General features: G+C 65.4%; 24 protein-coding genes. 5 read left to right on the top strand and 19 right to left on the bottom strand.

The features are described from left to right. Positions 1-227: 227 nt before the first annotated feature. Positions 228-668 (bottom strand): hypothetical protein, encoded by a 441-nt coding sequence (locus A6W98_RS19040; protein WP_042464311.1) that lies wholly within the window; start codon positions 666-668, stop codon positions 228-230. Between the two features lie 228 nt (positions 669-896). Here A6W98_RS19040 and A6W98_RS19035 point away from each other — a divergent pair, with 228 nt between their 5' ends. The 5 genes from A6W98_RS19035 to A6W98_RS21355 all read left to right on the top strand — a co-directional run bounded on the left by A6W98_RS19035 (position 897) and on the right by A6W98_RS21355 (position 5,839). Next, the gene (locus A6W98_RS19035; protein WP_042459733.1) at positions 897-1,697 is read left to right on the top strand and encodes an AraC family transcriptional regulator; all 801 of its coding nucleotides are present in this window, start codon (positions 897-899) and stop codon (positions 1,695-1,697) included. 517 nt (positions 1,698-2,214) lie between these two features. Continuing rightward, on the top strand, positions 2,215-2,679 hold the full coding sequence (locus A6W98_RS21365; RefSeq protein WP_155734868.1) for an ABC-three component system protein: 465 nt from the start codon (positions 2,215-2,217) through the stop codon (positions 2,677-2,679). Continuing rightward, positions 2,658-3,206: an ABC-three component system middle component 5 gene (locus A6W98_RS21360; RefSeq protein ID WP_319801171.1), complete on the top strand. Its 549-nt coding sequence runs from the start codon at positions 2,658-2,660 to the stop codon at positions 3,204-3,206. The genes A6W98_RS21365 and A6W98_RS21360 overlap by 22 nt, the downstream gene beginning before the upstream one ends. Further along, positions 3,193-5,115, top strand: a complete 1,923-nt coding sequence (locus A6W98_RS19030; protein ID WP_072071728.1) for an ATP-binding protein — start codon at positions 3,193-3,195, stop codon at positions 5,113-5,115. The genes A6W98_RS21360 and A6W98_RS19030 overlap by 14 nt, the downstream gene beginning before the upstream one ends. Positions 5,116-5,128: 13 nt before the next feature. Then, complete coding sequence (locus A6W98_RS21355; RefSeq protein WP_155734866.1) at positions 5,129-5,839, top strand: hypothetical protein; 711 nt, start codon at positions 5,129-5,131, stop codon at positions 5,837-5,839. 166 nt (positions 5,840-6,005) lie between these two features. Here the strand turns inward: A6W98_RS21355 and A6W98_RS19025 are convergent, their stop codons facing one another. The 18 genes from A6W98_RS19025 to A6W98_RS18940 all read right to left on the bottom strand — a co-directional run bounded on the left by A6W98_RS19025 (position 6,006) and on the right by A6W98_RS18940 (position 19,144). Continuing rightward, positions 6,006-6,581 (bottom strand): HNH endonuclease family protein, encoded by a 576-nt coding sequence (locus A6W98_RS19025; RefSeq protein ID WP_081252005.1) that lies wholly within the window; start codon positions 6,579-6,581, stop codon positions 6,006-6,008. A 62-nt stretch (positions 6,582-6,643) separates the two neighbouring features. After that, positions 6,644-7,450, bottom strand: coding sequence for a DNA adenine methylase (locus tag A6W98_RS19020; RefSeq protein WP_042465435.1), 807 nt, complete (start codon positions 7,448-7,450; stop codon positions 6,644-6,646). Between the two features lie 369 nt (positions 7,451-7,819). Then, positions 7,820-8,149: a bacteriophage spanin2 family protein gene (locus A6W98_RS19015; protein WP_042464309.1), complete on the bottom strand. Its 330-nt coding sequence runs from the start codon at positions 8,147-8,149 to the stop codon at positions 7,820-7,822. Next, complete coding sequence (locus A6W98_RS19010) at positions 8,146-8,655, bottom strand: lysozyme (RefSeq protein ID WP_042464308.1); 510 nt, start codon at positions 8,653-8,655, stop codon at positions 8,146-8,148. The genes A6W98_RS19015 and A6W98_RS19010 overlap by 4 nt, the downstream gene beginning before the upstream one ends. Positions 8,656-8,659: 4 nt before the next feature. Then, a complete protein-coding gene (locus A6W98_RS19005) occupies positions 8,660-8,872 on the bottom strand; it encodes a DUF7940 domain-containing protein (RefSeq protein ID WP_042464306.1) in 213 nt (70 codons plus the stop codon). A gap of 25 nt (positions 8,873-8,897) precedes the next feature. After that, positions 8,898-9,185, bottom strand: a complete 288-nt coding sequence (locus A6W98_RS19000) for a hypothetical protein (RefSeq protein WP_042461673.1) — start codon at positions 9,183-9,185, stop codon at positions 8,898-8,900. Between the two features lie 70 nt (positions 9,186-9,255). After that, a complete protein-coding gene (locus A6W98_RS18995) occupies positions 9,256-10,101 on the bottom strand; it encodes a hypothetical protein (protein WP_042464304.1) in 846 nt (281 codons plus the stop codon). 7 nt (positions 10,102-10,108) lie between these two features. After that, on the bottom strand, positions 10,109-12,748 hold the full coding sequence (locus A6W98_RS18990) for a phage tail protein (RefSeq protein WP_042464302.1): 2,640 nt from the start codon (positions 12,746-12,748) through the stop codon (positions 10,109-10,111). 8 nt (positions 12,749-12,756) lie between these two features. Next, positions 12,757-12,990 (bottom strand): hypothetical protein, encoded by a 234-nt coding sequence (locus A6W98_RS18985; RefSeq protein WP_052678125.1) that lies wholly within the window; start codon positions 12,988-12,990, stop codon positions 12,757-12,759. 3 nt (positions 12,991-12,993) lie between these two features. Further along, the gene (locus tag A6W98_RS18980; protein WP_052678124.1) at positions 12,994-13,422 is read right to left on the bottom strand and encodes a phage tail tube protein; all 429 of its coding nucleotides are present in this window, start codon (positions 13,420-13,422) and stop codon (positions 12,994-12,996) included. Continuing rightward, positions 13,419-13,838, bottom strand: a complete 420-nt coding sequence (gene gp17, locus A6W98_RS18975) for a tail completion protein gp17 (protein WP_042464300.1) — start codon at positions 13,836-13,838, stop codon at positions 13,419-13,421. The genes A6W98_RS18980 and gp17 overlap by 4 nt, the downstream gene beginning before the upstream one ends. Beyond that, positions 13,835-14,344: an HK97 gp10 family phage protein gene (locus A6W98_RS18970; protein ID WP_042464299.1), complete on the bottom strand. Its 510-nt coding sequence runs from the start codon at positions 14,342-14,344 to the stop codon at positions 13,835-13,837. Before A6W98_RS18970 ends, gp17 begins: the two co-directional genes overlap by 4 nt. Then, positions 14,341-14,682 carry a head-tail adaptor protein gene (locus A6W98_RS18965; protein ID WP_052678123.1) on the bottom strand — a complete coding sequence of 114 codons (342 nt, stop codon included), beginning with the start codon at positions 14,680-14,682 and terminating at the stop codon, positions 14,341-14,343. The genes A6W98_RS18970 and A6W98_RS18965 overlap by 4 nt, the downstream gene beginning before the upstream one ends. Next, positions 14,679-15,227: a head-tail connector protein gene (locus tag A6W98_RS18960; RefSeq protein WP_042465425.1), complete on the bottom strand. Its 549-nt coding sequence runs from the start codon at positions 15,225-15,227 to the stop codon at positions 14,679-14,681. Before A6W98_RS18960 ends, A6W98_RS18965 begins: the two co-directional genes overlap by 4 nt. Beyond that, a complete protein-coding gene (locus tag A6W98_RS18955; RefSeq protein WP_052678122.1) occupies positions 15,224-15,571 on the bottom strand; it encodes a hypothetical protein in 348 nt (115 codons plus the stop codon). Before A6W98_RS18955 ends, A6W98_RS18960 begins: the two co-directional genes overlap by 4 nt. A 38-nt stretch (positions 15,572-15,609) precedes the next feature. After that, positions 15,610-16,932, bottom strand: coding sequence for a phage major capsid protein (locus A6W98_RS18950; protein ID WP_042464297.1), 1,323 nt, complete (start codon positions 16,930-16,932; stop codon positions 15,610-15,612). An 80-nt stretch (positions 16,933-17,012) separates the two neighbouring features. Continuing rightward, the gene (locus A6W98_RS18945; protein WP_042464296.1) at positions 17,013-17,930 is read right to left on the bottom strand and encodes a S49 family peptidase; all 918 of its coding nucleotides are present in this window, start codon (positions 17,928-17,930) and stop codon (positions 17,013-17,015) included. After that, complete coding sequence (locus tag A6W98_RS18940) at positions 17,930-19,144, bottom strand: phage portal protein (protein ID WP_042465420.1); 1,215 nt, start codon at positions 19,142-19,144, stop codon at positions 17,930-17,932. The genes A6W98_RS18945 and A6W98_RS18940 overlap by 1 nt, the downstream gene beginning before the upstream one ends. Position 19,145 lies beyond the last annotated feature (1 nt).

Raw genomic sequence — 19,145 nt, 5'->3', positions numbered from 1 at the left:
GAGAGCGGTGTTGAGAGAGCGCGGGGCGGAACCGCTAAGTAGTGGAGGCGAGTAGGAGAATCGAACTCCTGTACACGGATTTGCAAGAGTTGGCATGTCGCTGACTTTGCGCGTCTTTTTGCCTAGGCTGACGCGAAAAATCCGCAGAACGTAGCGTGAATGCCTAGAGGGCGCCTCGCTGTCGATTGCTGCGGTTTGGCAGCTAACGTCTCACTTGGCCTGCGAGCCTATGAGGTCTGCGCGCATCGGCGCTGCGATGCGCTTCCCCCAGGCCTCACGCCTTCTGACAGCAGGTTCTCGGCGACATCCATCGCCTCTTTGCGAGTCACTGCAATCTTCAACGGAAAACCCCAGAATTTAGAAAAGACCGCGCCGAAAGTCTTGAAGGTCAGACGCTTGGCGGCGCTCGGCTCAATCACAATCATCGCCAGCACGAGCGTCCGCAGTTCGGCCTTGTGCTTCTTCATCCACAGCGCAGTGCGCTTCCTTTCTTCCTGGCTGTGGTCGTGGTCTTCGTCTTCGGTCGGAGCATTATCGCTCAAGATCACGAACGGTGCGCCGCGCTTAAGGCACACCTCTAACGCCGCGAAATCCTCGTCGTGGTCGTGGTCCGGCGCTTCGTCATAGCTCATCCAGACAAGCGGAAAATTCTTGATATCCAAGGGCATGTGTTGTCTCCGAGCGAGAATGGATGGTTTTAGGTCGAACGAATGTGCTGTAACGTAAAGATATGTGTCTGGCAGGTCAGCTCTGCCCCTCCAGTAACGGAGCGCGATCACAAGATCCGCCAGCCGCCTCTGCCTCACAGCAATACGCCAGCCGGCACGTGGCGTCATTGCGCAACCTTGCCACTATATGTTTCAATCCGGCCTAATCTGATAACGTCGAGGTCTGAGATGTATCTGGACGTCCGTCCCGACTGGCTCGCCTATGTCGACGAGATCCCGCGTGCGCTGGTGGCAGCCAACGCGGTCGCCACCCTTGACGCCCTGGAGCAATCGCCCCGGCACCACCATCAGAAGGCGCAACTGCTTTTCACGGTGCGTGGCGTCGTCAATTGCGAGGTCGACGGCGCAGTCTGGATCGTACCGCCGCAATGCGCCGTGTGGATTCCCGGCGGGCTGCCCCATTCCGTTTTCGGCTCGGGCGAGGTGGAGTGTCTCTCTCTCTTCATTGATCCTCCCGAATCCGCGAACCTGCCGAAAGACTGCTGCACGATCACGGTGTCGCGTTTTTTCCGTGAGTTGCTGATGCGGGCAAACGCTCTGCCGGACCTCTATGACGTCGACGGTCCGGATGGCCGGATCGTGTCCGTTCTCTTCGATGAGCTGGCTGTGGCGCCGGTCGAGGATCTCTGCCTCCCCATCCCCGGCGATCCGCGCCTGAAGAAGCTCACCGACCTGTTGATCGCGGCGCCTGCGGATCATGCGAGCGTCGCGAAGTGGGCCTCCCGCGTCGCGCTCAGCGAGCGCAGCCTGAGCCGTCTGTTGGCCGAAGAGGTGGGCATGAGTTTCGGCCGCTGGCGCCGACAGTTGCATATTGTGCTTGCCTTGCGGCGGCTTAGCGCTGGTCAGTCGGTTCAGGCCGTCGCCATCGATCTCGGCTATGAAAGCGCCAGCAGTTTCGTGACCATGTTTCGAAAGATGGTCGGCAAGCCTCCAAGCCGCTATCTGCTCGAGCGGAGTCGTTTACGATAGGGAAGAGCGATAGGAGCTACCGAGTGTCATCCACAATCGCCGCTTAGCGAATGCTCCGGCTTGGCCCGCGCCCATCATGTCCACGCCTGGTCGATCACTCAGGAGCGGCCCATGGCCACGCTGGAGATCGAGCTCGCGCCGGAGCGCCTCGGCGCCCGCTCGGGCGCTCCCTGCCGCTTGCGGCCATTCGCCGCCTACTGCGATCACCAATTGACGAATCGGAGAAGGGGACTTCCGCTTCACACACGGAACAGCTCTCAACTAGGGACGCTGGTGGCGCTTCTCGGACGCTCAGTAAAGGTCCACGAACATACAGACATGCATATGAAGTTTACAAAGCGCCCAATCGCGTGAGAGACAAGATACAAGGCTACGCCGAAGGGATCGGCTGCGACCAACACACATGCTAGAAGCAAAGTGCAACTTCGATACTATGAACCCAACACAAGGACGAGCACACGCAGCCGGAGATGCCGCCAAATGCGGTAGGGCGTGAACAGTGTCAGAGTTATCGCAGGTGACTGGGCTTCTTGCGCGCCTCGACAAGGAAATTTCCGACGGTGACGCGTATGTCTCTGATTTCATTGATGACCTCCAGATGTTTCAAGATAGACGTAGCGCAGGAGGTTTGATCGGCTTGGAGGCAAAACTAGAAGCAGCAGAGCGTCACGACCAAGTCGAGGGAGCTCAGGCCAAGAAAGAACTATTCGCGAAACTATTGGCGAAAATGCAACACTATCCATCAGCGCAAAAAATTTTCGCTTTGTTTCTGGCTCGCATAAATGATGTGTTTGAAAATAACATCATTCCGCACGCTTCATCTCTTGATCGTCAGGAAATTGACCAAATTATCGAGGATAAAATTCTACAACCCACCTTGAATGATATGGGTGCAGGATTTGAACACTTCACCATCAACCATGCGCACGTCAGAGGAATGATTTATTGGCTTGCAGATAGATGCTACGTCAGGTGGAACTAGTGTTTTCTATATCATACACACCTGCGTACGACCCGTACCATACAGTTTTCAGGTTTCTTGTTCTCCTTGCCTCCGCAGACGAAGGCAGAATACCCGCAAAAGCGGCGCGGGTGGCCGATTTCTTTTATTGCTTTCCGTGGATGCTTGCAGACGTTCGCGCACCTCGGAATATTCAGGGCTTTGCTCGCACACGAAATCGCCTTGTAAGAAAATACCCAAAAACCAGCTACGATCAATTTCCGAATGCCCGGGTTATTTTCGAAAGAATGGAATTGATCCAGTCAACAGCGATGAGTGCTCTTGCAGGTGCTGATATGATTGAGTTGCTGGATGTTTCCTCAGAAGTCTTAAAGCTAAAGCGGTCAGGCGTGCCCGCTGAGTTATGGCGTGCCGTCGAAAATGCTGTCGACAAAACTCCAGATTTATTGAGTTTCTTGGCGGTATCCCTTCCGCAAATAGGCCAAACCGGAAGCGATGGCCTCTTTGCACGTACCGGGCTTGGGGAGTTCAGCTATGACGTTGTATAGCCCTAATTTAGAAGTTGTCGATTTGTCGATTTTTCGCCGTGGCAACACGGTATTCTCGGAAACTTTTCATAGTGGACTTAATATAATTCGTGGAGAAAATAGCTCAGGCAAATCCACAATCATGGATTTCATTTTCTTCGGCTTAGGTGGCGATCTATTGGATCACCAGTGGAGAGAGTCCGCGCTGCTCTGCGACACTGTCACAATGGGCGTAAAACTAAACGGAAAAGACGTTACTCTACAGCGGGACGTTGAACAAAAGTCGTCCCAACCCATGCGCATCTTCTTTGGCCCAAGTGACGAGGCGTTAAAGAGTGGCGCCTCTGGGTGGGAAAGATACTCTTTCAGGAGGGGCAAATCTGAAAGTTTTTCCCAGGTGATGTTTCGCCTTCTTGGCTTGCCAGAAGTGCAATACGGAGAAGCGAATACAAAGATTACAATTAACCAAGTTTTGCGGCTCCTCTACTCCGATCAGCTTAGCTCGGTCGAAAAAATATTTCGCAGCCAGCCATTTGACGATGCGATCACCCGGCAGACTGTAGGGCACTTGCTTCTTGGCGCCTTTAGTGAAGAGTACTACGCCGCGAAGTTAAACTTGAAGGCCTACGAAGCTGAGATGAAGGATGTAAGCGCGCGGATTAAGACTTTAATTAGGATTCACGGGCGCGAAGGTCACCCTTTGACTGAAGATTGGTTAAATGAGGAATATCGGACGCTTCAAAAAGAACTGGACGATCTAAACGGCCAGATCGAAAAAACGGAGGAGCAAGTATTCTCCGCTCAATTTGAGGACCGGCTTTCTTTGAACGACCAAGAAGCCACGTATGCGAGAGTGAAATCCCTCCAGGCTGATATTGGAAAGATAAAAGAGGAGCTTGATTTTCTTGAGCTAGAGGCCTCCGACTCGGTTGAATTTATCGCGTCGTTGACGAAGAAGCTGGATGCCCTCCATGAATCCAAGATGGTCGTTGATGAGTTGAACTCTCTACAATTCGAGTTCTGCCCTGCTTGCTTCGCGCCGATCCATGGCTCGGAAGTTGAAGGCGCTTGCTCTCTCTGCAAGCAAGCTTCCGATCAGAGCCATGTTAAGGAGCGCGCGTTGCGCTTGATAAATGAGTATGCTCGGCAAAGACAAAGTTCTATTGACCTTCAGGCTGACAGGCAGCGCCGAATTTCGGACCTAAAGACACAACTGACTAAAGTTACTGAGCTGTGGGAGCAAGCTGGTAGACACTATACAGTCTCGCTCCGAAGTCCAACGACGGAGCTCAGAACAAGACTTCGTTCTCTTAACCGGGAGGTTGGCTACGCTCAACGGAAGCTCGAAGAGCTGGCGGCTCGCAAGTCTGCTGTTGCGGAATTAAAAGAGGCGCAAAGACAGCGCGATGCACTGCAACGCAAGATTGATGACGCCCGATCAATAATCGAAACCACGGAGAGGCGCGACCGCGACCAGATTTCCAAGGCAAGAAGATATATTGAACTCGAGGTCCTGGAATTTCTGAGAAATGACTTGGAGCGGCAGTCCACATTCAAGAATGCGGACACTGTCGATTTCGATTTCGATGGCGATAGAATAAGCGTCAATGGAGAGTCTTTCTTTTCCGCGAGCTCGATGGCCTACCTTCGCAACAGCTTTATTGCGTCGTTTGCCGTTGCTGCCGCCAATCAGGCATCCTTCTCTCACCCTCGTTTTCTATTGATGGACACGGTTGAGGACAAAGGAATGGAGCCGGATAGAAGCAAAAACTTCCAGAGACTTCTTTACAATAAATCGTCTTCGTCAAAATCACCCAACCAGATGATTATTGCTACGTCGATGATTGCGCCTGAGTTAGACGTTCCAGAGATAACCGTGGGCGACTTCTACACCCACCAGAACCGTACTTTGCGCCTTTCGAACGCGTAACTATGAGGTGCTGATGTCCGAACGGCGAGCAGTTCAGGAGTCTTGGGAGCCTGAAACTTGGCGTTACAGGCTCATAAACTGGCATCTGCTAAGGGGGTTCGGTCAGAGCGTGCCAGCTTCTTTAACGATGAGCACGCCGTTTGTGGGATATATGATCCTGTACCACTCACAGATAGAAGAGTATTTGGGTGGCCTCGGGGGATTGCTGAACCAACAGGCGCAACCAGGTACTTGCGCGCCGTGGTTCGAGTTCTCCATGCGCTTAAACATTGTTTACATCGGCTTATTGTTTCTCGGATTTGGCACAATTCTTTACCGTGCATTTGCGCCCGGAGTCATCAAGGGCGCTAAGGGCATAAATGAGTATGTCGTTGAAACAATTGAAAACGTTTCGGCAAGAAATCTACGCTCGATGTACGTGACAATTAAATCGAAGAGACCGCAGGTGGCGTCGTCCTTCGGCCGGAGGGCGCCATGGTTAAGTCGAGATAAGAGTCTTAAGACAGCCTCGGATGCTCTTAAAAAGGATGATGACAACCAGATCAAGATCGACATCCTACGAAGCTTTTACAATGTGCAGAACAGACACACCTTGCGTGGTATCGTTTACATGGTCCTTGTATTCTACGCAGCGGGCTTCGTCTTGTTGTCACTGCCGGGCTTAACTTTCACTGGCCGAGTCTTATGCAACGTTGGCTTTGACCTAGGTATTCTTGGAAAGTGAGGTACTTGGTGTGAGCTTCTCGCGGATGAAGTCCTGCTCCGAAAGCCAATAGCGCACCTGCAAATGTCTGCCTGCACGCTCCAGCGACAGCACGTCCGGTGAACGTCTGCTTCGAGGATGCACGCGCGATGCCCTGCGACAACCCCGAGCGTCCGCTCCCCGCCCTTCATGCCCCACACACCCGCCCGGTCAGCGCCACCAGATCCCGTTCCTCGGCAGCGGACTGCACCAGGCCGTAGCTCGCGGCGATCCGCCGGAACCGCAGCACATACTGACAGCGGAAGCCCGGATCCGGCGGCAACCAGTCCAGCGGCCCACGCGCGCCTTTCGAGCGGTTCGCGGAGGCGCTGACGGGCAGCAGGTTGACGGGATCGCGGGCGAAGCGGGCGCGCTTCTGGGCCGACCAGCTGGCGGCACCGTGGCCCCACGCATAGCGCAGCGGCACGATGTGATCGATGTCGAGATCGCCCGCCTCGGTGATCACCTGCCCGGTATACGGTGCGAACCAGCGGCCGTGGCGCACCGAGCAGCCCGAGGGCGCGAGCCGCACCGGCACGGTGGAGAGAGCCGCCAGCAGCTCGGCGCGGGTGTCGAGGCAGTTGCCGTCCGGATCCGTCCAGCCCGAGCCGAAGGCCGCGCGGGTGTAGGGCGCGGCCGGTGCAACGCCCTGCGGCGCCTGCGCGACCGGCGCGCAGGTCAGGAGCGTCAGGCTCAGCAGCAGCAGGGACAGGAGACGGCGCATGGGACGGACCTTTTACCGGGCGCCCCCAAGATCCGGTTAAACGCCGACCGGGCCGGGGGAACTCATACGAGCCCCACCCTGACCTCGCGATTGGCGATGATCAACTCCCGCGCGGCGGTCGCGCCGCTCTTCGAGACCGAGTAATTCAGCCGCACCTCCTCGATTACGAAGGCGCCGAACAGATCGCGGATCTCGGGCCGGTCGTTGATCGACAGCACGAAGGCGCCCTCGATCCGGCCCAGGCGCTCGGCCAGCTCGGCGAACTGGTCGCGGTCGAAGAGCCCCTTGCCGTAATCGTCCTCGCCGCCCCAATAGGGCGGATCGAGATAGAACAGCGCCTGCGGGCCATCATAGCGGGCCAGCACGTCCTGCCAGGGCAGGTTCTCGAAGACCACGCCGTCGAGCCGGGTATGAGCGGCGTCGAGCAGCGGGCCGATCTTGGCCAGGCTGAACAGAGGCCCACTGTTCGGCGATATGCCGAAAACCCCGCGGAGCTGCCCGCCGAAGGCCAGCCGCTGCAGATAGAGGAAGCGCGCGGCACGTTCCAGATCGGTCAGCGTGGCCGGATCGCAGGCGCGGAGCCGCTCGAACTCGCGGCGCGAGGTGATCTGGAAGCGCATCACCTCCATCAGCTGGGGATAATGGCGCTGCAACACGCGGAAGAGATTGGTGATCTCGCCGTTCAGGTCGTTCGCCACCTCCAGACGCGGGCGCCAGCTTCGGCGCAGGAAGACCCCGCCCATGCCGAGGAAGGGCTCGACATAGGTGCGGTGCGGGATCGCCTCGATCCGCTCGATGATCCGCCGGTTGAGGGCCTTCTTGCCGCCCATCCACGGGGCGACGGGGGTTGCGGGGACGGTTTTTCGCATTTCGTTCATGTCAGGAACCTGTTCTAGGTCCGCCCGCTCTCGCGAGAGCCGGGCGACAGATTCCCTCTCGGGTGTCGGCGCAGCATCTGTTGACGCAGGCTGCGTGGTGAGGCGGTGCTACAACACCGCCTTGCCCCCGCCCGTAAGCGGGGGGAATTCAGTTGCGTGAGAGAAGGAAAGGGTGGCACCCCCAAGCGGGCACGCGAGAACGGGGCGACCCCCGCGGGCGTTGGGCCTGCGAGGGTCTAATTTAGTTTCAGTTCTTTGATAAGTTTAGTGGGCCCTTGCCTGGCCAGTTCCGTTGTTATAGCGGATACCCTAACCAAAGGTTGTCTGTATTATAGATAACTCGCCTTATGGTTGTATTTCTCATGATCGCCTTCCCCTGACCGCTTCGCCGATCCGCCGCCCGATCTCGCCGGGCGAGGGGGCGATCCATCCGATCAGGGCGACCAGCACGATCCAGGGCGGAATGACATTGACGATGACGGTCTCGACGCGGTCGGCGCGGAGGCGGTTCTCGGATTGCTCCTGGCGGATCTCGCGGGCGCGGGGCCGAAGGATGGAAGGCGCGTTTTCGACCTTCTGGCCCTGGACGTTTTCGGCCCCGGCCTGGACGTTGGCGGCGACGTTTGGCCCGAGCGGCACGGGCAGCCCGCCGCATCCGGCCAGCAGCAGCGCCGCGAGGAGCGCCCTCATGCGCCGTCCCAGCGAAACGGCACGTCGGCCGGAACGCCGTCGAGCCCCTCATGACAGAGCTGCCGGGCCTTGTTGCGGCGGATCAGGAGGCCGCGAATGCCCTTGCCGCCCGCGAAGCGCCAGCGCGGAAGCTCGTCGCAGGCGCCGCGCAGATCGCCCGCATTGAGCTTGCGGATCAGGGTCGAGCGCGCAGCCGCGCCGAGCCCGACATTATAGGCCCAGTCCAAAATGCCCACATAGCTCCGGGCCGGGATCAGGTCCTCGACGGGATCCGCGATCAGCCGGTCGAGCCCGGCCTCGAACTCCGCGAGCCTCCCGGCGAACATCGCCCGGCACTCGGCGGGCGTGTAGCTGTCGCCGAGCGCGACGCCCCGGGTCTCGCCGAAGCAGACGGTCGGCATGCCGACGATGTCGAGATAGGCCTCTGTCTTCAGGCCCTCATTGCCACCGACGAAGCTGAGCGCGAGGGCGGTGGCGGCGGCGCCGCGTTTCAGGATCCTGCGCATCGGTTCACTCCATCCTCTGGGCGATCAGCCGGGCGGCGAAGGCGGCCGCGGTCACCAGCGCCGACAGCCCGGCAAAGAGGCCGCGCGGGATGCCCAGCAGATCGGGCGAGGCGAGCGAGAGCCCGGCCTCACAGCCCGAGAGCAGGCCCGCGATCAGGATGAGACGGATCGACCAGGCGCGCCGGATCAGCGCGCGCCAGTGGGGCACGAGGTGCATTTGGGGCTCCTTTCGGGGGAATAGCTCAGCGCGGGACGCGCTGCAGGACGGTCTTGATGTCGGCGCGAAGCTCGCGCAGCAGCGCGTTGGTCTCCTCGCGGTCGCGCTGGCGGGCGGCGAGATCTTCGGCGCGCTGCCGCTGCCAGCGGGCCTCGAGGGCGCGGATCTCCTCGGCGAGCCGGGCGGTCTCGCGGTCGAGCGCGGCGGTATTGGTCCGCGCCCGGGCCTCGAGCCGTACCGACCAGACGGCCAGCCCGAGCAGCGAGAGCATCACCGCCCACCAGTCCCGGATCTGCGTGGTCAGTTCCTGCATGGGGCCTCCGGCGGATGGGCGCGCGCGGTGTTGGTGACGGTCATGGCGGGCCTCGTCATGGGAGGGCAGATCAGCCGGTGAGGTGTTCGCGGCGCCTGAACAGGCGGACGCGGCCGGTGCGGAAGACCTCGTTGATGCGTCCGCCCTCGGCCCAGCGGACCCGGACGGCACTCAGCGCCGAGGCCTCGGGGGCGCCGGTCGGGACGGCAAGATCCTCCATCCCGGCCTTCAGCGGCGCGTCCCAGATGCAGCCATGGACCAGCCGGGGCTGGCGCGGCATGGGCAGCCGCAGCATGCCGGAACAGACGTCATCCCTGCGGAAGCCCGCCCCGGGGAAGGACGTGAAGGGCGACCAGGTGCCGGTGACCTCGGGCCGCACCGAGATCTGCAGTGTGGAGGTGGTCTTGTTGGTGGCGACGGCCTCGAAGACCAGCGCATATTCGTATCCGTCCTCGAACTCGGGCGTCTCCACGTTCTGGATGCTGCCTGCCTTGTCGTAGCTCCAGATCAGGCCGGTGGCGCCGTCGCCGGGCCGGACCATGTCGAAAGGGTGCCAGCCCGGGATCACAGCGTCGGGGGCGTGGGCCAGGATCGCGGCGCGCAGGATCGCCCCGGTCACCGCGCCGTAGATGTCGGAAAACGCATCCTTCGCCTGGGCCTCGGTCAGCTGGTTCACCCCGGCCGGAACGAAGCTGCCGGAGGCGAAGGAGCCCAGCGTGATCCAGCCATTGTTCGGGACATTGCGCATCTTCAGGGCGCGGGCGTCGGTATCGACCCAGAGCATGCCGGCCGCCGTCTCGGCGGGCGGGGTGGCCCCGGCATTGCCGCTCTGGATCGCGGAAAGCACGCCCTGCAGCATGGCGAAGGCCTGGGCCTTGGTATGGCCGGTGTCGAGCAGATAGGTGGCTTGGGTCATGTCATCCTCATGCGGCCTGGAGGGCGGTCACGGTCAGGCCCGTGATGCCGATGGTGTAATCGGGGCTCTCGACGCCCAGGACCGCGCGGAAGCGGAAGGCCCGGCCCGAGTAGTCGGCGGCATCGAAGCTCTGCCAGGGCCCCCAGCGGGCGGCGTCGGGGGCGTCATCGGTAACCGAGACCTGCAGATCGACATCGCCATAGGCATCCGTCGAGCCGAGCCAGAGCCGCGCATCGGGCGGCGTCCACATCGCCGTGCCGGAGGGCTGCCAGAACAGGTCCCGGGCCTCCGAGATCAGCAGCTCGATATCCGAGATCAGCCGCACCGGCTGGACCGCGCCCAGATCGATCCGGCCCGCGAAGGCATAGCGCGCGCGGGTCTCGCCCGGTGCCATCGCCAGCACGCCGCCCGCCGCGTGGCAGCCCTCTGCCGCCCCCGCGAAGCCCGGCGCCTCGGCCAGGGTGGCGACGGTCGTGGTCGGGATGATCGAGGCGGCGCGGACCGCGATCCCCGAGACCGGGCCGGGCGTGCCCATCGCGTCATAGGGCCGAGCCAGATAGGTGCCGGATTTGAGCGGCAGGGTCGCCTCGGTGACCCCGCCCGAGACCGATTTGCCGATGCCGGTCGAGCTCTGCCAGCTGGCACCCGCCTGCGCGGTCGCGTGGCGGAACTCGATCCGGCCGCCCTGGCGCACGTCGAGCGAGGGATGCCGGTCCCAGCGCAGCATCGCGACCGCGCCGCCCGAGGCCTGCACCGAAAGCCCGGTGATGGCGCCCGGCGGGGCGTTCTCGCCCTGCACGGCAGTGGCGCCTGCCCAGGCCCAGTCCGACCAGATGCCGCGCGCATTGCGGCCGCGCACGCCGAAGGCATAGGGGCCGGGCGCCACGTCGTCGATCATGTCCTCGGGCGTATCGGTGAGCCCGCGCAGCGTGGGCTCGGGGGCCGAGACCGGGCGCCAGGCGAACTGCCAGGCGTCAATGAAGGGATTGTCGGTGGTGGCCGCCAGCCGGACCCGGGTCTTGACCCCGCCGCCGCCGCGGGTCTCGTAAAGCGCCTCGGTCATGGTCGGCGCGCTCACCACCGGTTTTGCGGTCGGCGAGGGCAGCGTCGGGATCCCGCCCGCGGGCTTGGGCGTCTCCTCCGAGGTCCGCCAGTCGAAGATTGCGGGGCCGGTCTCGATGCAGCTCAGCGTGACGCGGACCCCGTCCTCGCCGATATGGACGGTGCGGCCGGTGACCTCGAAGGTCTTGGCCGTCCAGCCCCGGCGCGGCAGCGAGACCCGGATAGTGTCGCCCAGCCGCACCGGCCAGGCGGCAAGCGAACAGGGCAGCGTGACCTGCTTCTGGCGGCGGCCCTTCAGCAGTGCCAGCTTCATCAGCCGCTGGCCGCGGGCAAAGCCGGTCTCGCCCGGCAGCTCGCCCATGTCGAGCACCAGCGGCTCGCCATTGTCGGCCGCGATATAGGTGGCGCTGTCCAGCACCGGCAGATCGGTCACGACATGCTCGTTCTCCGGATCGGCATATTGCGCCTTCACGGTGTTGAACTGCTCCTCGAAGGGCTTGCGGGCGGTGACCTGGATCCCGCCGACCAGCATGTCCTCGGTGACGGTGAAGGCGGGCTCCTCCCAGGCCGCGCCCCCGACGGTCAGGCGGCCGCGCTCGCAGGTCCACCAGCCGCCCCAGGAGGAGGACAGATCGTTGAGGTTCTCGGCCGCGGTGGCCTCGGTCTCGAGCACGCCGTTGAAGGCATAGCGGTCCTCGGTCCTGCCCGAGGCCAGCGGCACCTGTTCCTCGGCGAGGTTGGCCAGGGCCAGGATCGTGTCCTCGTCGAGATCCCCGGGGCGCCAGCCCGGCCCGCCCCGGAGCTGCGGCGTCAGCATGTAATCGCGCAGGCAGAGCGCGGGGTTGGTGCTGTATTTGACCTGGCCGTCGCGCGGATCGAAGACGCGCTTGCCGCGGGCGCGGACCCGGATCTGGGGCGCGCCGCTGGGGAAGAGATCGCGGTCGTAATCGGCCTCGAAATAGACATAGGCCACGCCGCGCAGCCGATGCGCCTCGGTCCATTCGCGGGCGGCCGCGACATAGCGGGCCTCGGCCGCCTGATCCTCGCCGCCATTGTGGACGCGGAGCCGGACGCGGCCTTTGTAATCGCTTCCGACCTGGCCCCAGTGATAGGGATCGCCGCTGCCCGCGGCTTCATCGCGGCGGTATTTCGCCTCGGTCCAGACCAGGGTCTCGCCCAGCCAGATCTCGACCGCGCCGTCGATCTCGTGGCAGGCCAGTGGCATGATCGAGTGATAGCGGCGATGCGGCTTGCCCCCGGCCTCGGTGGTGGCGCGGGCGACGATGGAACCCCCGAGCATGCGCTCGCCATAGAGGATCCGGCCCGTGGTGACCGGCTGGATCCGGTTGAGCGTGATCTCGTCGCGGGTCTTCGCCTTCGGCTTCTTCGCCATCGCCATCTGGATGCCGGTCAGGACGGCCGCAAGCGCGGCCTGGCCCATGATGGCGGTCGCGGTCAGTCCGGCCATCCAGCCGCCCGCCGCGGCGCCAAGGGCCGCCACCACCGGCGGCATGGCCGCGGCCGGGGTCGCCGGGAGGGTCAGCGCGAGACCGGCCAGCAGGATCAGCGTCAGCGCTGCGGTCATGCACCGGATCAGTCGACCGCGCCCGCCTGGCGCAGGGTGGTCCCGGGGCGGTGATCGCGCATCGCCGCCCAGAGAATGAGCCGCATGATCCGCACCGAGCCCGCCTCGAGCGCGGCCATCGCCTCGGCGAGCGTCTGGCCCGCCTCTTCTTCCAGCTCGGCAATGGCATTGAAGCTCAGGATCAGCCGGAGCTGTTCGCCGCAGGCCTCGATATCGACCTCGCCCTTCATCGGATTGGCCATGGATCAGCCCCCCATGCCGGTGATGGACAGGCTGCCGGTGACCCGGAAGCTCGCGGAGACCTCCTGGAACTCACCCACGGTAGCGGGGGGCACGTAGGATTTGAGCCAGCCCTCGAAGGTCCAGGCCGTGCCGCCCGGGAAGGTCACCCGGATCTGGCGCACATTGCCGCTGGCCTTCAGCCCGATCAGCAGATTGTCGGTGGCCGAGCCTTCGATCCAGTTCATGGTGACCGAGCATTCGCCCGGATCGAGCAGCCCCGGGCGGAACTCCTTGGTCCGGTTCGGCGACTTCATATGGGTCGCCTCATGTTCGTCGCGCTGCTGGTCGGGCAGGGCCACCGACTTGACCTCGGCCAGCTCCAGGAAGGTCGTGGCGGCGGCGTCCTCGGCCACTTCCACGCCATAGCCCCAGGCGATATCCGCCTCGCTCATCTCTCATTCTCCTCGTTGTGAACCCTGTGATGGATGATCAGGTCGGCCAGGATCCGGTGGATCCCGCTGCCGTCCCGGTCGGTGTCGAGCCCGTCGCGCAGGGCCTCGACGAAGATGCCGCGGAAATCGGTGCCGCCATGGGGGCCGCGGACCCCGTCGAGCCGGGCGATCAGACGCGCCTCGACCTCGCCCGCCTCGGCCAGCGTGGTGGCCAGGATCTCGGCCTGGATCCGGGTGCGCCGCAGCGCGCCGACCCCCTTCATGTGATAGTCGCGTGTCGCGCCGACCCGCAGCAGCACCAGCGCGGGCAGCCCCTCGCCGGGCGCGCGGCGGCCCCAGGTGATGCGTGCGCCGACCAGATCCGCGAGCCCCGGATCGCTCAGCAAGAGATCGGTCAGGTCGGCCTTGAAGCTCATCGGCCGCCCCCCTTCCCGGCCCTCTTCGCCAGCCGCTTCGCGCGGCGGGCCACGGTCTTCGCGATCTCGTGCCCGAGCCCCTTGGCGATACCGGCCAGCACCGCCTCGCGGGTCGCGTCCCAGGCCGGGCGCATGAAGGGCTGGGCTGGCATGGTGCCGGTCGAGCCGCCGCTTTCCAGATGCCGCTCGACGCTGCCGAACTCGACCAGATGGGCATGGGGGAGCGCCGCGGCGCCGCCGAAGATCTCGACCGCCGCCTTGTCGTCGCGCACGAGCTTGCGGTGATCGCGGCGCTGTTTGGGGTCGAGCCGGGTCGAGACCGCGAGGCTCTCGGCCAGATCGCCGCTGGCGCGCGGTGCGAGATCGCGGGCGCGCTCGACGAAGATCCCCAGCGCCGACTTGCCCACCCGGCGCAGCACGCCCCGGCCGGTCGATTTGGGCAGATGCTCCACCATCATCTTTTCCAGGTCGGCCAGGCCATCGACCGAGACGGGTTGCTTGCTCATGCCTCCTCCTTCCGGCCATTGCTGACGGCCGAGACGTCGACCCAGCGGCCGCGTTCGGTGACGCCGGTGATGTTCCAGATCATTCCCTCGTCCCGGAGCCGGTCGGCGGCACTGAGGGTCCGGGCCGGGCCCTCGGCCAGGGCCGAGCGGCGCAGGGTGAAGCGCGCGGCGCGCACCGCCCCGATCTGGCCCGCCGCGGCGCGTTCGGTCTCGGCCAGATCCGCGCGCGCGGCCCAGAGCGTGGCGATCTCCGCCCAGGCGCCCGTGGGTTCGTTCAGCGCATTGCGCCCCTGCCCCTGGCGCTCGAAGGTGACGCGGCGGTCGAGACACAGGCTCATCGGCGGCACCAGATGCCGGGGCGCCGATAGCGCATCTGCCGGATCAGGGAGCGCGCCCCGAAGGCGATGCGCGGGCTTTCCACCGTCTCGATGGCGATCCCCGCATCGAGCCAGTCCCGCGCGATCAGGATCACCGCCTGGGCCAGCGTCGGCGGCACGATGTCGGGACCGACCTCGAGGGCGATCCGGAGCGGCGCGCCGTCCGGCACCCGCGCCAGCGCCCCCGGGGCAAGGAGGATCTGCGGCTCGCTGTCGGGAAAGAGGAGCCGGGCGGCCTCCGCGCTCAGCTCGCCGCCCGACCAGCTCACGCCCAGCAGCGCGCGCACCGGGGCGACCGGCACCCACCAGCGGCGGCCCTGTCCGGCGGCGGTCTCGAAGCGCACCCGGCGGGGCGTCAGCGGACGGCGCGTGGCGGTCTCGACCGCCGATTGCGCCGCCGCCAGACAGGCCCCGATCCGGGCATCGTCCGCATCGCCCTCCCAATGCGAGGCGCGTTTATACGCCTCGACACTGACACCCGGCGGCGGGGTCTCTTCCAGGATCATGCCGTCGCCGCGTCCTTGGCCGGATCCTTGGCGGTCTCTTTCCCGGCGGCCTTGCCCTGTTTCGGCGGCGCGCCGGTCTCGGCCTTCGCCTCGGCCTGGGCCAGGGCCGCCTCGCGCGTCGCAAGCGCCGTCTCGCGGGCGGCCAGATCGGCGGCGCGGGCCGCCAGTTCGGCCGGATCGACGGGCGCGGCGGCAAGCCGGGCCTCGGCCGCCCGGTCGAAGACCGTCGCCACCGGGTCCTCGCCCCGGGTCAGCTTCGCGGCCAGCGCGGGCGCAAACCCCGCCACCTCGCCGCGGTTGTAGCGCCCATGGGCGCGGCGGAACTTCAGAATGACCTTCGTCATGTCGGATACCTCTCGGAATTGGGGAACGGTGGCGGGGCTCAGAGCGACCAGCCGGTCGCGGTGAAGCCCGCGATGGCCTCGTCATGGCTGGGTGCGAGATCGTGTTCGGAGACCGCGCGCATCAGCGTCAGATCGCGCTGGAAGGCCGAGATCGTCTCGCCATTGGCATCGACGAAAGCGGCCTCGGTCGAGGCGGCGATGGCGATCTGCATCGCGTCCCCGATCACCACCTCGTCGAAATCGGCGAAGGTGATCTCGGTGCCGTCGCCCTCCGCGCCCAGATTGTCGGGCACCTGCGAAGTGGTGCGGATCGGATAGCCCTTCAGCGTCCCGCTGGCATCGATCGAGGGGAAGACCGGGGTGCCGCGATCATCGCGCAGGCTCGCGAGCCAGTTCTTGGCCGAGGCGCGCATGATCCAGCCAGGTTGCACCATGCCGACATTGGCGTCCTCGACCGTCGAGACCGCCCAGCGAACCGCCGCCTCGGCCGCCGCGGCCGTGCCCGCGATGCCCTCGCGCCAGTTGTCGGCCAGCGCCCAGTTGCGCAGCCCCTTCGGCGTGTCATTCGCGCCGTCGCCGCGCAGGAAGGCCAGATCCTCGCGCAGCGCCATCGCCTTCAGCAGGTCATCCCGGGCATGCTGGGCCATGGCGACCGAGGAATGCCGCAAGAGGCTGTTCGAGAGCGGCACCAGCGCGCGCAGGAGCTTGAAGGACTTGTCGACCGCATCGAAGCTCATCTCGCTTTCCGCGATGGCCGAGGTCTCGGCGCCATAGCCCGCGGTCGCGCCCGCGCTCTGGCGCGCGGTGCGCAGCTCACCGGCCGGCATCGGCACGGTGCGCGCGCCCGAGGCCCGGACGGTGACGCGCGGGCGCAGGAGCGCGATCAGTTCCTCGGATTGCGCGGCGGGAATGGTGATGCCGCCCGCGGCTTCCGAGGCGCCCGACATGATCGCGGCAACGCCGGAATGGCCGTCGGTCTCAAGGCGCGCCACCGCGCGCTCGCGGTCGCCCCGGCTGGCCGCCAGCGCATGCAGCATGAAGCCCACCTCGACGCCCCGATGCGCGGGATTGCGCGGCGTGGCGGCCTGCGGCGCGGGGGTTTGGGCGGGCGCGGGATCGTCGCCCCCGGTTGCGGCGGCGGCGCGGGCGGCGTCCGTGGCCTCGGCCCGGCCGACCTGGGCGTTCAGCGTCTCGAAGCCCGCCTGGGCCTCGGCAAAGGCGGTCTCGGCCGCGGCGATGGCCTCGGTATCGGGCGTTTCCGCCCCTTCGAGCGCGGCCAGCGCATCGGCGCGCTCCTGCATCTGCGCGGCCGCCGCGCGGCGCTCGCGGCGCAGATCGTTCAGGTCACGGGGTTTGGGCATGTCGGTCTCCTGGTTGGCAAAAGCAAAAGCCCCGCCCGGAGCGATCCGGACGGGGCGGCAAGTTCCCGCTCTCGGGAAGTTCAGAGCGTGGCGCGGGCCTGCGCGGCGGCGGCTTGCGCCAGGTGGCCCCGGCCCGAGCTCCGCCGGGCGGCGGGCCTGGGCGCATGGGCCGCAAAGATCCGGTCATAGAAGGCCAGGCGGGTCTCGGCGCGGTCGGCAAGGCCGCGGGCGATGGCCGCCTCCGGCCCGAAGGTCGCCCCGCCATCGGTCGGGTCGTCGGTCACGGACAGCCGCGCGGCCAGATCCCCGGGGGCGATGCCCCGGCCCCGGGCGACATCGGCATGGAAGGCCGCCTCATGGGCATCGAGATCGCGCCGGATCTCGGCCCGGCCCGCCTCGGTCTCGGGGTTCGGCAGCTTGGCGCGGGCATGGGTCGAGGTGAAGATCTGCCATTGCTGGCCCGCCCTGTCCGGGCCGACCGGCCAGCCCGCCTGGCGCATGATGCCGATGGAGCCCGCGAGGCTGCCCGGCGTCATCGCGATCTCCGAACACTGGCTCGCCAGGTGATACCCCATCGAGGCCGCCAGCGGATTGACCAGGGCATGGACGGGCTTGACCGCCGCCAGCGCCGCGATGGCCCCCGCCGCAGCCGCGCCGCCCAGGACCAGCCCGCCCGGCGTGTCGAACTCGATCACCACCGCCGCCACGTCCTCCTGGGCGGCCAGCGCCCCGCAGGAGGCCTCGATCCCCGCAAAGGTCGCCCAGCCGAGGTAGCGTTCGAGGATCTCGGCATTGGGCGTCAGCACGCCCCGCACCGGCATCACCGCCACGCCGCGCGCGACCGCGAAGCGCTCGCCGCGGGCCACCTCGACCGGCCCGGAAAGCGCTGGCCCGGCGGCAGGCGCGGCGGGCAAAGGCAGCCCCAGGAGCCCCGCCCCGAAGTCGTGATCCAGCGCCAGGGGGGCGGCGCCCAGAAGGCTGGCAATCGTCATCTCCATCAGTCTTTCCCTTCTGTCGTCTCGGCCCCGGCATCCTCGTCGCGGGTCATGTTGGGGGCGGGGTTGAGGCGGTCGCCGTCCTCGACCGGGGCGCGGCCATCCTCGGCGCGGGCCTCGTTGGCGGTCAGGAACGGGCCGCCCACCGCCGCCTTCAGTGCGTCGTAGCGTTCTTTCGTCGTCGCCTGCATCAGCGCGTCGTAATCGTGCCGGAAGAAGAGCCCGGCCCGCCGTTCGGCCTCGGTCAGCACGCCGAGCGCCAGCTGCGCCTCGACGAAGCCGCCCCAATGCAACAGGCAGTCGGTCTTGTAATCGATGGCCTGCTGCTGGCCGTTGGCCTTCACCCCGTGTTCCAGCATCTGCAGCTTCGAGGGCGGCACCCGGTAGATCGCCGCGATCTGCTCGCGGTCGAACTTGCGGCTTTCCAGGAGCTGCTGATCGGCGGCCGAGAGATCCAGCGACTTGATGTCCTCGGTGGCGCCGATGATCGGGATCCCGTTGGCCTCGGGATCGGTCAGCGCGTTGCGCACGCGGCGGGCATTGCGGTGCCAGGCCTCATCGTCCTCGTAGACATCCTCCATCTTCAGGACCGCGCGCATCTGCACGCCCGAAGCCGCCCGCGCCGCGGCCTCCTGACCGGCCAGCGCGAGGCCGACCGACTCGGCCGCGACCTGCAAGGGGCTGCGCCCGGTCCAGCCGTCCTCGGCCATGTAGCGCAGATGCACCATCGCGCGGGACGGCGCCCGGCGCTGGATCCCGGCCCCGTCCTCGAAGGCATAGAAGCGCGCCCGGCCGTCGCGAAGCTCGGCGCAGAGATCGGGGCGGATCACATCCAGAAGCGTCAGCTCGCCCGCGCCGTCGCGGGGCGCATAGGCATAGCCCCGGCCGCGCAGCGCGAAGGCATAGACCAGCGCAAAACGCGCGAGACGGGCCGCCACGCCCGGGGCGGATTCGGTGTTCAGCAGATAGGTCGCGGCATGCTCGACCACCGGCTCGGCCCGGCTCGGCCCCATCCGCTGGTAGAGCCGCAGCGGCACCTTGGCGAGATCGCCCGCGATCACGTTGCAGCAGGCGAAGACCGTGGCATGACGCTGTGCCGCCAGCGGCGTCACCACCGGCAGCGAGCGCACGCGGGATTGCGTGCCCGCCCAGTGATCGCCGAACCACGGCGACGGGGCGCGTGTGCCCGAGGGCTCCACAGGTCCGGCCGCAGCCATG

This window comes from Rhodovulum sulfidophilum DSM 1374, assembly GCF_001633165.1.
Classification (GTDB): Bacteria; Pseudomonadota; Alphaproteobacteria; order Rhodobacterales; family Rhodobacteraceae; genus Rhodovulum; species Rhodovulum sulfidophilum.
Note: the sequence above shows the minus strand (reverse complement) of the source record. Positions and strands in the feature narration are given on the sequence as shown.

Coding starts and splice junctions, on each gene's coding strand:
- A6W98_RS19040 (WP_042464311.1), bottom strand. CDS start 668: ATGCCCTTGGATATCAAGAATTTTCCGCTTGTCTGGATGAGCTATGAC.
- A6W98_RS19035 (WP_042459733.1), top strand. CDS start 897: ATGTATCTGGACGTCCGTCCCGACTGGCTCGCCTATGTCGACGAGATC.
- A6W98_RS21360 (WP_319801171.1), top strand. CDS start 2,658: ATGCTACGTCAGGTGGAACTAGTGTTTTCTATATCATACACACCTGCG.
- A6W98_RS19030 (WP_072071728.1), top strand. CDS start 3,193: ATGACGTTGTATAGCCCTAATTTAGAAGTTGTCGATTTGTCGATTTTT.
- A6W98_RS21355 (WP_155734866.1), top strand. CDS start 5,129: ATGTCCGAACGGCGAGCAGTTCAGGAGTCTTGGGAGCCTGAAACTTGG.
- A6W98_RS19025 (WP_081252005.1), bottom strand. CDS start 6,581: ATGCGCCGTCTCCTGTCCCTGCTGCTGCTGAGCCTGACGCTCCTGACC.
- A6W98_RS19020 (WP_042465435.1), bottom strand. CDS start 7,450: ATGCGAAAAACCGTCCCCGCAACCCCCGTCGCCCCGTGGATGGGCGGC.
- A6W98_RS19015 (WP_042464309.1), bottom strand. CDS start 8,149: ATGAGGGCGCTCCTCGCGGCGCTGCTGCTGGCCGGATGCGGCGGGCTG.
- A6W98_RS19010 (WP_042464308.1), bottom strand. CDS start 8,655: ATGCGCAGGATCCTGAAACGCGGCGCCGCCGCCACCGCCCTCGCGCTC.
- A6W98_RS19005 (WP_042464306.1), bottom strand. CDS start 8,872: ATGCACCTCGTGCCCCACTGGCGCGCGCTGATCCGGCGCGCCTGGTCG.
- A6W98_RS19000 (WP_042461673.1), bottom strand. CDS start 9,185: ATGCAGGAACTGACCACGCAGATCCGGGACTGGTGGGCGGTGATGCTC.
- A6W98_RS18995 (WP_042464304.1), bottom strand. CDS start 10,101: ATGACCCAAGCCACCTATCTGCTCGACACCGGCCATACCAAGGCCCAG.
- A6W98_RS18990 (WP_042464302.1), bottom strand. CDS start 12,748: ATGACCGCAGCGCTGACGCTGATCCTGCTGGCCGGTCTCGCGCTGACC.
- A6W98_RS18985 (WP_052678125.1), bottom strand. CDS start 12,990: ATGGCCAATCCGATGAAGGGCGAGGTCGATATCGAGGCCTGCGGCGAA.
- A6W98_RS18980 (WP_052678124.1), bottom strand. CDS start 13,422: ATGAGCGAGGCGGATATCGCCTGGGGCTATGGCGTGGAAGTGGCCGAG.
- gp17 (WP_042464300.1), bottom strand. CDS start 13,838: ATGAGCTTCAAGGCCGACCTGACCGATCTCTTGCTGAGCGATCCGGGG.
- A6W98_RS18970 (WP_042464299.1), bottom strand. CDS start 14,344: ATGAGCAAGCAACCCGTCTCGGTCGATGGCCTGGCCGACCTGGAAAAG.
- A6W98_RS18965 (WP_052678123.1), bottom strand. CDS start 14,682: ATGAGCCTGTGTCTCGACCGCCGCGTCACCTTCGAGCGCCAGGGGCAG.
- A6W98_RS18960 (WP_042465425.1), bottom strand. CDS start 15,227: ATGATCCTGGAAGAGACCCCGCCGCCGGGTGTCAGTGTCGAGGCGTAT.
- A6W98_RS18955 (WP_052678122.1), bottom strand. CDS start 15,571: ATGACGAAGGTCATTCTGAAGTTCCGCCGCGCCCATGGGCGCTACAAC.
- A6W98_RS18950 (WP_042464297.1), bottom strand. CDS start 16,932: ATGCCCAAACCCCGTGACCTGAACGATCTGCGCCGCGAGCGCCGCGCG.
- A6W98_RS18945 (WP_042464296.1), bottom strand. CDS start 17,930: ATGGAGATGACGATTGCCAGCCTTCTGGGCGCCGCCCCCCTGGCGCTG.
- A6W98_RS18940 (WP_042465420.1), bottom strand. CDS start 19,144: ATGGCTGCGGCCGGACCTGTGGAGCCCTCGGGCACACGCGCCCCGTCG.